This is a genomic window from Chryseobacterium lathyri (assembly GCF_030812195.1).
Classification (GTDB): Bacteria; Bacteroidota; Bacteroidia; order Flavobacteriales; family Weeksellaceae; genus Chryseobacterium; species Chryseobacterium lathyri_A.
In genome coordinates this window covers 914,029-929,248 of the sequence record NZ_JAUSSF010000001.1, presented here as the reverse complement: position 1 = coordinate 929,248, position 15,220 = coordinate 914,029, and the positions used below count along the sequence as shown (strand labels likewise).

13 protein-coding genes are annotated in these 15,220 nt (G+C 38.3%); 7 read left to right on the top strand and 6 right to left on the bottom strand.

What is annotated here, in order from left to right; translation table 11 throughout:
* Nucleotides 1–2: 2 nt before the first annotated feature.
* From J2T03_RS04290 to J2T03_RS04280, 3 genes are read right to left on the bottom strand one after another with little or no spacing between them, the layout of a single operon-like run.
* Nucleotides 3–275, bottom strand: a complete 273-nt coding sequence (locus tag J2T03_RS04290) for a hypothetical protein (RefSeq protein ID WP_307209645.1) — start codon at nucleotides 273–275, stop codon at nucleotides 3–5.
* A complete protein-coding gene (locus tag J2T03_RS04285) occupies nucleotides 256–1,098 on the bottom strand; it encodes a hypothetical protein (RefSeq protein ID WP_307209643.1) in 843 nt (280 codons plus the stop codon). The genes J2T03_RS04290 and J2T03_RS04285 overlap by 20 nt, the downstream gene beginning before the upstream one ends.
* Before the next feature lie 2 nt (nucleotides 1,099–1,100).
* A complete protein-coding gene (locus J2T03_RS04280) occupies nucleotides 1,101–3,290 on the bottom strand; it encodes a type VI secretion system Vgr family protein (protein WP_306842251.1) in 2,190 nt (729 codons plus the stop codon).
* A gap of 530 nt (nucleotides 3,291–3,820) precedes the next feature.
* Between J2T03_RS04280 and J2T03_RS04275 the strand changes: the two genes are divergently transcribed.
* Nucleotides 3,821–4,579, top strand: coding sequence for a hypothetical protein (locus J2T03_RS04275; RefSeq protein ID WP_307209640.1), 759 nt, complete (start codon nucleotides 3,821–3,823; stop codon nucleotides 4,577–4,579).
* A 94-nt stretch (nucleotides 4,580–4,673) separates the two neighbouring features.
* Here J2T03_RS04275 and J2T03_RS04270 read toward each other — a convergent pair whose 3' ends face one another.
* Together J2T03_RS04270 and J2T03_RS04265 are read right to left on the bottom strand one after the other, a co-directional pair.
* Nucleotides 4,674–5,528, bottom strand: a complete 855-nt coding sequence (locus J2T03_RS04270; protein ID WP_307209639.1) for a nucleoside phosphorylase — start codon at nucleotides 5,526–5,528, stop codon at nucleotides 4,674–4,676.
* A gap of 20 nt (nucleotides 5,529–5,548) precedes the next feature.
* On the bottom strand, nucleotides 5,549–6,004 hold the full coding sequence (locus J2T03_RS04265) for a hypothetical protein (RefSeq protein ID WP_307209638.1): 456 nt from the start codon (nucleotides 6,002–6,004) through the stop codon (nucleotides 5,549–5,551).
* 230 nt (nucleotides 6,005–6,234) lie between these two features.
* On the opposite strand from J2T03_RS04265, the gene J2T03_RS04260 reads away from it, so the two are divergent.
* The 3 genes from J2T03_RS04260 (at nucleotide 6,235) to J2T03_RS04250 (ending at nucleotide 11,450) form a co-directional block, all read left to right on the top strand.
* Nucleotides 6,235–8,064 (top strand): cytochrome-c peroxidase, encoded by a 1,830-nt coding sequence (locus tag J2T03_RS04260; protein WP_307209636.1) that lies wholly within the window; start codon nucleotides 6,235–6,237, stop codon nucleotides 8,062–8,064.
* A 278-nt stretch (nucleotides 8,065–8,342) separates the two neighbouring features.
* Nucleotides 8,343–10,496: an alkaline phosphatase PhoX gene (locus J2T03_RS04255; RefSeq protein ID WP_307209634.1), complete on the top strand. Its 2,154-nt coding sequence runs from the start codon at nucleotides 8,343–8,345 to the stop codon at nucleotides 10,494–10,496.
* A gap of 54 nt (nucleotides 10,497–10,550) precedes the next feature.
* Nucleotides 10,551–11,450, top strand: a complete 900-nt coding sequence (locus J2T03_RS04250; RefSeq protein ID WP_307209633.1) for a leucine-rich repeat domain-containing protein — start codon at nucleotides 10,551–10,553, stop codon at nucleotides 11,448–11,450.
* A gap of 2 nt (nucleotides 11,451–11,452) precedes the next feature.
* On the opposite strand, the gene J2T03_RS04245 is transcribed toward J2T03_RS04250, so the two are convergent.
* Nucleotides 11,453–11,776, bottom strand: a complete 324-nt coding sequence (locus J2T03_RS04245; RefSeq protein WP_306842264.1) for a translation initiation factor — start codon at nucleotides 11,774–11,776, stop codon at nucleotides 11,453–11,455.
* 243 nt (nucleotides 11,777–12,019) lie between these two features.
* Between J2T03_RS04245 and gpmI the strand changes: the two genes are divergently transcribed.
* The 3 genes from gpmI (at nucleotide 12,020) to J2T03_RS04230 (ending at nucleotide 15,217) form a co-directional block, all read left to right on the top strand.
* Nucleotides 12,020–13,561 (top strand): 2,3-bisphosphoglycerate-independent phosphoglycerate mutase, encoded by a 1,542-nt coding sequence (gene gpmI, locus J2T03_RS04240; protein WP_306842266.1) that lies wholly within the window; start codon nucleotides 12,020–12,022, stop codon nucleotides 13,559–13,561.
* Between the two features lie 152 nt (nucleotides 13,562–13,713).
* Nucleotides 13,714–14,694, top strand: coding sequence for an acyl-ACP desaturase (locus J2T03_RS04235; RefSeq protein WP_306842267.1), 981 nt, complete (start codon nucleotides 13,714–13,716; stop codon nucleotides 14,692–14,694).
* Nucleotides 14,695–14,785: 91 nt separating this feature from the next.
* Entirely contained in the window at nucleotides 14,786–15,217 is a 432-nt protein-coding gene (locus J2T03_RS04230) for a BT0820 family HAD-type phosphatase (RefSeq protein ID WP_111953053.1), read from the top strand.
* Nucleotides 15,218–15,220 lie beyond the last annotated feature (3 nt).

Here is a 15,220-nt window from a genome sequence, read left to right as displayed (position 1 = left end):
ATTTAGAGGTTAATTTTATCTGAGCTCAGGATTACATGATTCAATCTTCTGAAACTATTTTCCAGTTTATTAAGGTTTTCCCGGGTTTCCAGAAAAATCTTACCCGGAACTTTCAACAGCTCCGAAACCTTACAATTGTTGATAGAGCAGGTATATTCTCCGTCTGCATAAATATGCCATTCTCTGGTAACCGGAGGCTCCAGGATCTTCTCATCATCGAAGAGAAGATAATATCGGTCATTCTGAAATACAATATCAAGCAGTGGGATGGTCATGGGCTGCAGCTTTTAAAATATTTTTTTCTTCACGGTATAATGTGCCGGGAATCTGTGCCAGGCTCATGCACATGCTCTGTTCAGACCATGGCCACTCTTCCAGAAGATAGCGTTCTATATAATTAAGTTGCAGAAGAGTCGGTACACGGGGTCGGTTCTTTAAGATACGGATCATAGCGGTTACTTTATCCTGCTCAAAATTGTCTTCGTCTATGCTTCCTTTCACATCAATTTGATACCTGCCGTCTTCTAATTTTGAAATTCTTTCTTCTGTAGTAATGGGAACACTTTTGGCCGCAATAAAGTTGGGAAGCTCGCGATATCCGTTGATGATCTCGTTTTTTTTAAACTCTTTGAAATGGATGCCGGGAAAAAGCAGTTGATAGGGCATTGCGAAACGTAGAGCCTCAGCCAGACGTTCACCATCCTCCAAAAGTTCTTCTACGCCCTTAATGAAAAGTTCACGGTATTTTTCACTTCTGTGCTTCAGGATGATTTTGGGTTTTATTTCTCTCCATTGATTCTGGACTTCCGTTAAATTGATAATCTTTCCAAGCTGACCGTTTTCATTGAGGGTACATACTATTTTTTTTCTCAACTGATGCAGATCTCCAACCCATTTGTACATGCCGTCTTTATTGGATTGCTTATAAAATGGCATTTCAACGGTAAAAACTGGCTTTTCATTTTCAATAGAAGTTAATGTAACCTTAAGTTCAGCTTCAATATAGTTTTCATTTCTGAGGCCCTGGAACTGATACCTTTCTTCTCTGAGAAAAGTATACTTCCGGTATTCACCCTTGTTTTCTATATTCACCTGCATGATTATCCTTTATTGATTTCCACATCAGCCCCCTTGATATTGGTAGGTCCTGAAGATGAGGTATTAATTTTGGCAGCTTTGGCATTGATATCACTATCAATCTTAATTCCAGGATTGGCAGCAGCTTTTCCAAGCTCTGTAGTTGTTTTTCCTATAACCTTTACATTGAGCCCTTCTATAGTAATATCTCCTCCTGTAGTCATGGTTATTGAGCTGCTCCCTGTTTTGATGGTAATGGTTGTGTCGCATTCCAGAGTAATATTTCCGCCATTATCCATTTTCAGCATAGAATTGGCCCCTCCGCCCTCTTTTCCTCCTACATTGATAGAACTTAGACTTCCAACATTTACCGTATTATTATTTCCTACAGTGACTGTTTTATCATTGTTGGTATTCGTTATTGCATTTCCGGCACCGTCAAATTTCATATTGGCTCCTCCTTGATCAGTTAAGAATACTGATCCAGCACCGTCATCCAGTTCCAGTTTATTACCACTCCGGCTGCTCAGGCTTTTAACGTTATTGTTTTGTCCGCCGCCGCCGCCAACACCTCCATGAAACATTCCCCCCATTACAAAAGGACGGTCCGGATGCTGATGTACAAAATTGACAACCACCTGATCTCCAACTTCAGGAATAGCCATAAAACCGCGGTTTTTACTTACTTTATCGCTTCCGCCTGCATCGGGAGTCATGACACGGATAAATTCTGTGGTATCCTGTCCGTTTTGCCAGTCAAACTGAACCTGTATACGGCCCTGGTTAAGAGGGTCAGTATTTGAAATAACTTTAGCGAACTGAGGATCTGCTTTAGGCATCTGAAATTCGGGACGTGGCATAAATCCGGTATCTGCTGCTATTGCTTCAAAATTTCCGGTATAATGACCTCTTGCATCTACCTCGTGGCTGACCTCTGTGATCATAAGTTTGGTAAAATAGGTGGTCTGGTTGGTTTCAGATTTTCGCATTTCTACATCTGCAGTACATCCCGGATATAAAAACGGGACGGAAGTGCTCCCGGAAGTGATGAAAACATCTACAGCTTTACTTCCCGCCGTACCTTTCTGTGAGGCATCAATATCCATAAATGTAGATGCTTTGATTGGAGCTACTCTTAATGAAGGTGTTGTGAAGGTTGCCCTGGATATTTCATAGGCACGTTTCGCAATGTCTGACTGATGGTTTATTTTGGAACTTCCAGTTGTAAGTTTTTCATTTTTGCTACTGTTATAACCGTAAAAAACAGGGTTCACATGCTGAGCTCTCATTTTGATCTTAATATCATGTACGCTGCTTCCGTAAACCAACTGAACAGGTTTTTCCTGTGGAGGCAATTTCCCAAAATGAAGAACCTCGCCATCATAATAAAACTGTTCTCCATAAGCTTCGGCCATTCTTGCGAGATAGTTGTAATGGGTTTCGTCATATTGTGAGCTGTAGGAAACATTTCCATGCTGGGAATCTACTCTGAAATCAAATTTATTGGAACCCAGTCCTTCTTTTATTACCCAGTCTGCAATGCTGTTTAGGCTGATCTCTTTTGTGCCACCAAAACTCTGAATGTGTGGTGCCGCATCAAGAAGTACAGTCGGGCTGTTTCCGGTAAGAACAATATTTCCCAGACTACCTTTTTCCTGGCTGAATCCTACTTCTGTAATAACTCCCACAAAGTTTCGTTCGGGACTTTCTTCTACATCTTTATATTTAAATACTACTGTGATTCTTTTGCCCAGAAAGTTTTGTGCCTGCTCTAGATTGTGGTTTTCTGCGCCACCCAAAGCATCATGCGCAAGCATAAGATTAAACTCGTGATGTTTAATAGCACTTTGGGTCAGTTTAAAATGCTTGAAGTGCTTGATTATTTTACCTTCAATAACGATTTCCAGCTTAACCACACGATTGATTCCTAAAAGTTCACTTTTCGGAATTGATCCGGCATTGTATATTTTGGAAGTAGGCTGCTCGTTCCAAATTTTATTTTCAGAAACCAGAGCTGTGTTAGGCTGTGCAGCTTTGTTCATGAAATTATCGGTATAGGAGAGAGCTTGTCCGGCCGTCTGTACTGTTTTTTTTATTTTTTCAGTTTTTTTTTCAGTTTCTTGACCTGAGCCTAGATCTGCCGGTTTTATACTGTCCAGATCTTTTTTAGATTTTGAAATCTGGTTTTTTGATGATTTGCTGTCCTGGAACATAACATATTTTTTCTGGTTAGTGTATGTAACAGCAGTCCGGAATACCAGACTGCATTATGGCTGTTCTTATTACTCACTGCAGATCAAAATACTGTCTGGTTAATGTCAACAGAATAGTATCTTTGTGAGGAGTTATCGTTCTGTTTTCACCTGATGCCGGGAATAGATCCCTGTATATTTTTAAATTTTAAAATATAATTAATATTTAGTTTTAATGAATTTAATATTCTGAATTACAGTTTTGTAATGCTGTTATTAAAATCACATCCACGTGAAACAAATATAAGAAGCAAAGACTTAAATAGGAAAAAAAAGAAAGGCTATTTTTCTTTTTGTCGTAGTTTTACTACTAACAGTTGTTAGGTCCAAGATGAGACAAAAAAACTGATGCATAAATACATCAATTTGTATGGGAAGAATGTGAGGAGGATGAAAGAATTGCAGACAATATAAATTGATTTAATTTTGCTGATGTTCTGCTTATAGAAAGGAGAAAGATTTAGAGTATTAATGCATACACTTGAAAATTTATGAAGAAAATAGGAATTATAGGTTGTGGCTGGCTGGGGTCAAGGATTGCCGGTTCAATGTCCGGGAAGTATAAAATATACACTACCACCACTACAAAAAACAAGGCTGATGAATTGTCTACTAAAGGGTTTAATACTATTGTTGCCAGCTTTCCGGATTTTCAGCTGGAAGAAAAGATTACCCCATGGACTGAGATTAAAGATATCGATATCCTCATCATTACCATTCCGATTTCCGGTAAAAGCTGTTGTGCAAGTTCACTATATAACAGGATTCAGCATTTATTTTCATTTATCGGCGATTTTAAGGGGCAGATGTTTGTGATGAGCTCTACTGGTGTATATCCGGATATTCCGGGAGAATATACAGAAGAAAATCTTTCTACGGATAATGTTCCTGGTGAAAGAATGATGAAAAACAGATATCCGCAGGTTAATATTTTTAGGTTATCAGGACTCATGGGAGATAACAGGCTTCTTAAAAACTATACGGTTTCAAATTCTGAAGCTCCTGTGAATCACATTCACTATGAAGATATCTGCAGGGTGATCGAAAAAATGATCGAAAGAGGATCAGAAGGAAAACTGTACAATGTCTCTGCACCACAACATCCGTCAAAAGCCCAGGTGATCAATGCTCAGCAAAATTTGAAATCTTTTGAAGGAATAATAGGTGAGGGGAAAATTATCCTCTCTTCAAAGCTAATTTCAGAACTTGATTTTATTTTTAAATATCCGGATCCGAGGTATTTCCACTGAATTAAAAATCTGCGTGATCTGCATGCGGAAATATTAATTTCTCGCAGACTGAGCAGATCACGCAGATATTTGGACTTAAATTTCTTTTGGAATTTTATTTAATGATTCTTTCTAATACCCAGTCAATCAGGTTCTTTTCAGAAGCATGGTGATCTGCAGAGAATTCCCCACGTCTTCTGTTGGCTATAACGTTATTCACTGTAATTGCCTTGTGACCCAATAGTTTTGAAAGGGCATAGATTGCTGAGGTTTCCATTTCAAAGTTGGTCACTCCAAGGTCATTTAATGTTTCTAGAAACTTATCATCAACCGCCTTTAAACGCAGCTGTCTTCCCTGCGGAGCATAGAATCCCGGGAAAGTAGCTGTATTTCCGTGGTATTTGGCATCTTTATAATATTCTGCCATTTCTTCTGCCCAGTCTGAGAAATAAAGCATTGGCTTGATCTTCTCATACGGGAATTTTTCCATGAAGCTTTTGGAGAATTCATTCTCGAAGCTGTAATCCTGGTAGAAATGCATCAGCCCATCCAGACCTACAACATTCTGGGTGACCAGCATATTATCTACCTGTACGTCCGGATTTACACTTCCGCAAGTTCCCATACGGAAAAGCTCAAGTGCTTTATGTTCCGTTTTAAACTCTTTGTTTTTAAGATCAATATTCACCAGGGCATCAAGCTCGTTCATCACGATATCAATATTTTCCGTTCCGATACCTGTAGACATTACGGTAATTCTTTCTCCGCGCAGTGTTCCGGTATGGGTATAGAACTCCCTTTTATTTTTTTTGATCTCTACTTTGTCAAAATATTTTGAAACTTTTGCCACTCTGTCCGGATCTCCTACAAGAATGATCTTATCAGCAATATCTTCAGGTAAAAGATTTAAGTGGTATACACTTCCGTCATCATTCAGTACCAGCTCTGAGGCAGCAAGTTTATTTAGCATAATTTATATTTTTTGTTTTTTTAATTAATGAAAATGGCTTCTTTGTAAGGTGATCCGGAAAGATCATAGATGGTATCATATTCTTCTACAATCCGTTTTTGTCCCTGGAAAATCTCATAGACCGTAATAATGGTTTTTTCAAAGTTTTTCGGATCTTTCCTTTGTGTTGTTATTTCGTAGAGCTTATCTCCTTTTTTTAGAACAGAGACCATTTCTTCCTTTGTTGAACTGCTCGAGTCCATCATTCCCGGAAAATCCATAACAATATCCTTAAGTTCGGTATAGTTCTTATAAGGTTTAGTTATTCCATTTGAATACACATAAACATTTGGAACCTGTTTGCCTTCTTCCAGGCGTATCAGGTAATAATCGTTGCCTTTTTTCTCTGCATAAACGGCCATTTCTTTCTTTTTCTGTGAAAATGCACAAATCGAAAGGAAACTCGCCGCAAAAGCGAATAATACTTTTGTTTTCATAATAATATTTTGTTTTTAATTTTACTGAAAATGATGTTATAAGTCCTCTCCCAATATCTTTCGTCACCTTTTTTTGAACCGGCCTATAGAAATCAGCCGTCGTTAAGTATAATGAATTTGATTTCGGGGTTTAAAATTAATAAAAATATTTCACCTAAAATATAAACATTTTTTAATCTCCAATTAATCTTAAGATAACATCGGAACGCTACTTTTGTCGCTAAAAATTCATGAGATTATATCCGCTGCTAGCTGTGATTGTTTTGATAGGTTTGGCTGTTATGTCCTTTAACCCGGTCGATAAGGGAAAAAAAAGCGAAAATACCTTTGTCAATAAAGGCTTATCAGATTTTAAAAACAGGCTGGACCGGCTGAAATCGGATGTCTATAAATTCTCAGAAGACGAGATCTCTATTGAAGAACTTAGAAATTCTTTGAGAGAGACAAGAAATTCATTTAAAGAAATCGAATTTTATATTGCCTATCACTATCCGGAATTTACAAAAACACATCTTAATGCTGCTCCTCTGTTTCATATTGAAGCTGCGGGAACCTCTGCTTTTACGCTGCCACCGGAAGGGCTCCAGGTTTTGGATGAACTGATATTTTCCGATGAAGCCGGGGACCAAAAAGAAAAGATCAAAACCATGACAGATTTTCTGTACAATTCCTATTCAAGCTTTTATCTGAGTACCATAAAGAATGGATTAAGCCGTGGAAACAATAAAACACTGCCATTAAGAATAGAATTGATAAGAATTTATACCCTCGGAGTTACAGGCTTTGATACACCGGGTTCCCTGAATATTTCCGAAGAGGCTAGCCATGCCCTTAGAGGAATAAAAGAATACATCAACGATGATGTTTACTTTAAAAACTATAATGTGCAGAAAGCCAATCAAATCCTTAGTGAAGGAATCAATTATGTTTCTGTGAACAAAGATTTTGAAACTTTTGACAGAATTGCATTTTACAAAAAATATATTCAGCCGCTGTATGAAGAATTTGGAAAATGGGACGGAAGAGCCGATGATCTTAAAGAATTTTCCGGTTGGAATGTGAAGAGCAAAAATCTTTTCAACAGTGATTTTCTGGATCCGTATTTTTATACATTGTTGGAGTCATCAGAAGATAATGCAGGCCTCCGAAATCTCGGAAAATCTATTTTCTATGACCAGAATTTAAGCCAAAATGGTAAAATGAGCTGTGCTGCCTGCCACCTTCAGGAAAATGCTTTTACAGATCTTAAAGTAAAATCGCAGAGCAACGTAGAAGGAAAAACAGTTCTGAGAAATTCTCCGTCTCTGTACAATGCTGTTTTTGCCAAAAGGTTTTTCTATGATCTTCGCGCTTTTTATTTGGAACAGCAGGCAGAACATGTGATTTACAATGATGATGAGTTCAATACAAGCTATGAAGAGATCATCAAAAAATTAAAAACAAAACCTGAGTATAAGAAAGCTTTCCGTACTGCTTTTAAAGACGGTAAAATAAACAAAGAGAATTTTTCCAAAGCCTTAAGTTCTTATGTAGCATCCCTGTATTCTTTTGACAGTGATTTTGACCGATTTATGAGGAACGAAAAAGAAGTCTCTGAAGATGTTAAAAAAGGATACAACCTGTTTATGGGAAAAGCCAACTGTGCAACCTGCCACTTTGCGCCACATTTTTCAGGCCTTGTACCGCCGTTTTTCAATGAGAATGAATCCGAAGTCTTAGGAATTACAGCAAAACCTGTCAATCAGCTTCCTGTTGAACTGGATTCTGATCTGGGAAGGGGAAACAGCCCTGTAAAAAAAGAAAAATCATGGATCTATGATTATTCTTTCAAAACCGTTACGGTAAGAAATATTGCCCTTACCAAGCCATACTTCCATAACGGAGCTTTCAATACCCTGGAAGAAGTTATGGACTTCTATAATGAAGGTGGAGGAGAAGGCCTCGGTTTAAAGATGAAAAACCAAACACTGCCACCGGATAAACTGAATTTAACAAAAACAGAAATCAAGCAGGTCATTGCTTTCCTGAATTCCCTGACGGATATCAGTAAGGCGAGATAAGGTGGAAGAGTTTAAGAGTCGGAGAGAGAGCCGTAAACATCAATAATGCATTTATACAGAATCCTTTTTATAAGTAAATGATTCCAGTCTAATAAATCTCTATATCCTACTTTATCCAAACCCTCCACTCAAAAGACTACATTATTTAATGATTATTTAACTCCCTTAACATTGGGTTATGAATTAATTAATATTCTTCGCTATATATTTAAACTCTTATTAACAAAGGTGCCGCGCCAAAAAAATAGCTTTGTAGAGTCTAATAAATCAATTAAAAAATGAAGAGAAAATTACTTACAATTGCTGCGCTGGCAATGGTCGCTGGCTTTAGTGTACAGGCACAAACTTTTTTATTCAATAAAAACTCGTCCTGGAATTATAAAGATAACAACCAAGCCCTGGCAGATTCATGGAAAGACCAGACATTTAATATCTCAACGTGGGCAGCAGGCAACGGGCCTCTTGGTTATGGAGATCCTGTAACCACTACTATCAGCTCGGGTCTTACAGCAGCTTATTTTGCTAAAGATTTCACAGCAGACCTGTCAACCCTGTCAGACAATATGGAATTAGGGGTAATGAGAGACGACGGAATCGTAGTTTATCTTAACGGAGTGGAAGTGGTGAGAGACAATATGCCGACCGGTAACATTACTTTCAGTACCCCTTCAAGTACCACGATAGATGGTTCAGCAGAGAGTGCTTATAATATTTTTTCTATTCCGAAATCTAGCTTTGTAAACGGAACCAACAGGATTTCCATTGAGCTTCACAACAGAACCGGAGCCAGTTCAGATCTTAGAATTGATGCTTATTTAAAGACAACAGCTACTGTTACACCTCCTCCGGCATGTACAGGAACACACATTAGTTGTTTTACTTCCATCGTTCCGACTGTTCAGACCAGTAAACTGATTATCCCGGCTGAGCATAAATACCAGCTTATATTAAAAGAAGGTGACAATTATACTGAAGGCGGTGGAATGGTAGGAGGTCTGAATGACTTTACAGCCTATGTTGCAAAATTAGGAAGCAGTACGAACGGATATCTTTCTGTGAATCACGAAACAAATCCCGGAGGTGTTACCATTGCTGAGGTTAATTACAATGCTTCTACCAAACTTTGGCAGCTGACAAGATCCAGAGCTGTAAGCTTCTCAGATCCGAGCCTGGTTCAGACGATCAGAAACTGTTCAGGAGGGATTACTCCTTGGGGAACCGTTGTTACAGCAGAAGAATCTGTTACTTCCAATGATGTGAACAGTGACGGCTATAAAGACTATGGATGGTTAGTGGAAATTGACCCGGCCACAGCACAAGTCATTTCCAAAAATGCAGACGGATCCAAAGGAAAACTTTGGCAGATGGGAATTATGAGTCACGAAAATGTAGTGGTAAATAATGCAGGAACTACAGCCTATTACGGAGAAGACGGTGGAACACACATGGTCTACAAATATGTAATGGATACACCGAATAATCTTGCTTCAGGAAACCTTTATGTATTAAAGCTTGATCAGGGACTAAGTACTTCCGGAGATCCTGTAGGAACTACAGCGACATGGATCCAAGTTCCGAACAAAGTGAAAGCAGACCAGAATAATACAACTGCTCTTGCTCAGTCATTGGGAGGTACGAGCTTTAATGGAGTGGAAGATGTAGAGATCAGTCCTTTAGATGGAAAGATTTATTTTACGGCAAAAGGATTGGATAAAATATACCGTCTTCAGGATAACGGAACAACTGCTTCTCAGGTAGAAACTTTTGTGGGAGGTGCTTCTACATCTTATTCATTCAATACAGCACAAGGAATAAAATCTGAAGCATGGGGCGATGGAAACGACAACCTTACTTTTGACGAACTTGGAAATCTTTGGGTGCTTCAGGATGGCGGAAAAAATTATATCTGGGTAATTGCTCCGGATCATACAGCGGCTAATCCTAAAGTGAGGCTTTTCGCTTCTATGCCAGCGGGATCAGAGCCTACAGGACTGACATTTACACCGGATCATAAATTTGGTTTCTTCTCAATTCAGCATCCGAATTCTACGATTTCTACGGATGTAGATGCTACCGGGAATACAATTGATTACAGAGGAAAATCAGCTACCATCGTTATTGCCTTAAAACAAAACTTAGGAACTGCAGGAGCATTAGGAACTGTTGAAAACCAAAATGCGGAAAATACGGTTGAAGTAGCTCCGAATCCTACTTCAGGAATCGTTAAGATCAATTCTCCAAAAGGCCTAAAAGATATTTCAGTAACAGCATACAGCATGGATGGAAAAATCGTTTACACGAATAAATTCAGCGGGATCAACAAATCATTGGATCTTGACTTTACCCATCAGCTGGAAGCATCCCGTATTCTGGTTCTGAATATTGAAGCGGAAGGTGGTTTCCAGAAGACCGTGAAACTATTAAAAAAATAAATTATTAATATCTATTTCGGGCGGCGGCAAAGCCGCCGCCCGAAATTTATCTCTATGAAAAAATTTGTTCTATTGATTTCTGTTCTCTCCCTATGTCTTGCAAAGGCACAGATAGATCCTGTGAAATATCCTACATTTACCAGTATTGATGAAGCTCTAAACAGTAAGAAAACGGTTTACAGCATGAGCTTCAGGGAAAAGGGGCTTTTTAACCTGCCTCCCAAAATTTCGAAACTGGAATCCTTATTTTTCCTTAACATCATGGGGAATAAGCTTGAAAAAATGGATCAGGAGATCTTTACATTAACAGAGCTGGAAATCTTGAATGTGAATGAAAACAGTATCAAGTATATTCCTGACGAAATTGGAAATCTGAAAAAGCTGAATACATTCTCAATGAACCTCAATGGCCTGACAAGCATCAATCCCAATGTTGCAAAACTTCAGAATTTAAAGGCAGTACATTTTGATGCCAATAATCTGAATATTTTTCCCGAAGCCCTGATGGAAATACCGGCGTTGGAAGAAATTAACCTTCAGGGAAACCAGATCAGTAGTATTGCGGACCGTTTATACAAAATTAAAAATTTAAAATTTCTGAACTTGTCTGAAAATCAGATTAATGATTTGGGGAATCTTTCTTTCCCTAAACATTTAAAATATCTTGAACTGCAGCAGAATGCTATTGTAAAGCTGCCGGAAAACCTGTTCAAAGTTCAGAATCTCGAATTTTTGAATGCAAGCAGTAATCATATCACAGAAATATCCCCTAACATAAAAGGACTGAAAAATATAGTCAGTATGAATCTGGCTAATAATAACCTGAAAGATCTTCCTGTTGAAATAAGACAGCTGAAAAAGCTAAAGACCCTTATTCTGACAGGAAACCCTATCGAGAAAACTAAGATTGAACGGTTGAAAAGCCTGATGCCGGAAACCCAGATCTATTTCTAGACCTATCCGCCGACTCTTTTGGTTTTATATCCCATTTCTTTAAGGATATTCATTATTTTGTCACGGTTATCACCCTGAATAATGATCGTTCCATCTTTCTCTGAACCGCCTATTCCCAAGGTGGTTTTTATTTTCTTTGAGATTTTCTTCAAATCTTCCTCACTGCCTTCCCAGCCTTCAACAATCGTTACAGGCTTACCGTTTCTGCCTTTTTTCTCAAATTTACATACCAAAGGTTCCTGTTGCTTAAATTCGTCTTTAGGCATTTCAAAATCCTGTTCTTCATGTTCAGGGAAAAGGTTCTTTAACTGATCTCGTAAATCCATTAAGCAAAATTAAATAATAATTTATAAAAGTGGATCAGATCAATAGATAATTTAACGCAAAAAAATATAGGAAAATTTGAGAATGCAGACATTATTTATAATCTGTGTCATCAGTGATGAAATCTGCGGAGATCAAAAAAGTACTTGCATAATGTTTTTACCCCAATGTTTTCAAAATAAACTTTTCAAATTCTTCCATTCATCGGAAATTAGGTAAATTTGTGTAACAAAAAGTTATAAGAAATGTCAAAAAAAGCAATATTAGCAATCCTTGACGGATGGGGACTGGGAAAAAATCCTGAAGTTTCTGCCTTAGATAAAGCAAACACTCCATTTATAGACAGCTGTTACCAAAAATTTCCACATACAACACTTGAAGCCAGCGGATTGGCTGTAGGACTTCCTGTAGGACAGATGGGGAATTCTGAAGTAGGACACATGAATTTAGGAGCAGGAAGAGTGGTCTATCAGAATCTTGTAAAACTGAATATGGCTGTGGAAAATGGTACATTGGGACAGCAGCAGGTCATTCAGGATGCTTTTGAATATGCTAAAAGAGAAAATAAAAAGCTGCACTTCATCGGATTGGTTTCCAATGGTGGTGTACACTCGCATATCAATCACCTAAAAGGTTTACTGACCGCCGCGCATGAATTTGGGCTGCATGAAAATGTCTTTGTACATGCCTTTACAGACGGAAGAGACTGTGATCCACATTCAGGGCTTGGGTTTATAGAAGAGCTTCAAAATCATATGGAGGTTACCGTGGGTAAGCTGGCAACGGTGATCGGAAGATATTATGCGATGGACCGTGATAAAAGATGGGAACGTGTAAAACTGGCATACGATGCGATGGTAGAAGGAGTAGGACTGCAGACGACAGATGCTTTGACTGCTATTAAATCTTCCTATGATAATAACGTGACCGATGAGTTTCTGAAGCCTATTATTCTTATCAACAGCACAGAAACAGGAAATGTAGTGCCTGTAGCTAAAATCATTGACGGTGATGTGGTGATCTGTTTTAATTTCCGTACAGACAGAGGGCGTGAGATCACAGAAGTCCTTTGCCAGAAAGATTTTCCGGAGTATTTTATGCGTAAGCTGAACCTTCATTATATTACTTTAACCAACTATGACAAGACTTTCCAGAATGTACAGGTTGTTTTTGATGAAGAAGTACTGAAGGAAACAATGGGTGAAATTCTTGAAAGAAACGGTAAAACACAGATCAGAATTGCTGAAACAGAAAAATATCCTCACGTAACGTTTTTCTTTTCCGGAGGCAGAGAAGAAGAGTTCAACGGAGAAAGAAGACTGCTTTGCCCAAGTCCGAAAGATGTTCCGACGTATGACCTTAAACCGGAAATGTCTGCTTATGACATTACCAATGCCATTGTGCCCGAACTGGAAAACGGAACAGCGGATTTTGTCTGTCTGAATTTTGCCAATACTGATATGGTAGGCCATACCGGAGTTTTTGAAGCAGCCGTAAAAGCAGCAGAAACAGTAGATAAATGTATTGAAAAAGTGGCAACTGCAGCGTATGAGCATGGCTATGCCGTATTTATTTTGGCCGACCATGGAAATTCAGATGTAATGATCAACCCGGACGGTACCCCAAATACCCAGCATTCCACGAACCTTGTACCATTTATTGTGATGGATAAAGACCATACATGGAATTTAAAGCCCGGAAAACTCGGAGATGTAGCCCCTACAATTTTAAAAGTAATGGGAGTGGAAATTCCGGAAGTAATGACCGGAGATATCTTAGTTAGTTAAAAATTCAATAATATTGTCCGAAAAATGCCGTTATTGTATTGATGGCGGCATTTTTGTATGATTTATGTCAGTCATCGTATGAGTTGCATAGGTTATTATGCCACAAATAATAAATAAATCATATCTTTGTAAATTAAAATCTATATAATAAGATGTATCAAAAGCTTGTCAGAAAAGAAGTAATGGGAATTTTGGAAAAGGAAGTAGGTTCTTTTCTGGATAAATTTTTAACGCCAATTGAAAAAATCTGGCAGCCTTCCGATTACCTTCCGGATCCGTCAAGCTCTGATTTTAAATATGATCTAGAAGAAATCCAGACTTTTGCCCGTGAAATGCCTTATGATTTGTTTGTAACTTTGATTGGCGACTGTATCACAGAAGAAGCTTTACCATCGTATGAATCATGGTTAATGGGAGTAGACGGAGTGGATCAGGAGCAGAAAGAAGTAGGCTGGGCCAACTGGATAAGAGCATGGACTGGTGAAGAAAACAGACATGGAGATCTTTTGAGCAAATACCTTTATCTGTGCGGAAGAGTGAATATGAGAGAACTGGAAGTGACCACTCAATATTTAATTAACGACGGTTTTGATTTAGGAACAAGCATGGATCCATACAGAAACTTCGTTTATACAAGTTTTCAGGAAACTGCAACCAATATCTCTCACAGAAGAGTAGGAACATTGGCAAAACAGTCCGGAAACGGGAAACTGGCCAAAATGTGTGGGGTAATTGCTGCAGATGAAGCCAGACACGCAAAAGCTTACAAACATTTCGTTGCCAAAATTTTAGAAATAGACCCATCAGAAATGATCCTTGCATTTGAAGATATGATGCGTAAAAAGATCGTAATGCCTGCTCATATGATGAGACAGTCCGGACAAAAAGCCGGAGAGCTTTGGGGACATTTCTCAGATGCAGCACAAAGATGCATGGTATATACAGGTCAGGATTATATCAATATAATGAAAGACCTATTGGATGAATGGAAGATAGAGCATGTAAAAGGACTTACTGAGCAAGCTGAAAAAGCTCAGGAATACCTGATGAAACTGCCTTCGAGACTTCAGAAAATCACAGACAGAATCTCAACTCCGGATTTACAGTTTCAGTTCAAGTGGGTAAAAGGCTAACTTTACAAACACTAAATTATAAAACTTAAGAGTGCCATCGTTTTCGGCACTCTTTTTATTTCTTATCTTTGCAAAGCTAAAAAAAGACAAAATGTTAAATAACAAAAAAATTGCTGTTGATTTCGACGGAACTATCGTTGATGATGCATATCCGGCAATTGGTAAAGCAAAAATCTTTGCTTTCGAAACATTAAAAAGACTTCAGGCAGAAGGGTACAGATTAATTCTCTGGACATACAGACATGGAAAAACTTTGGATGAAGCTGTAGAATTTTGCAGAAATAACGGTGTAGAATTTTATGCAGTAAATTCCAGTTTTGAAGGAGAGGTTTTCGATCCTGAAAATCAGTCAAGAAAGCTGGATGCAGACTGGTTCATTGATGACAGGAATTTGGGAGGATTTCCTGGTTGGGGTGAAATCTACAATATTATCCAAGAGAGAATAGAATTCCGTGTAGAAGGAAAAGAAGTTCTGGCTTACTCAAAACTTAAAAAAGAGAAGAAAAAAGGACTTTTCTGGTAGAAA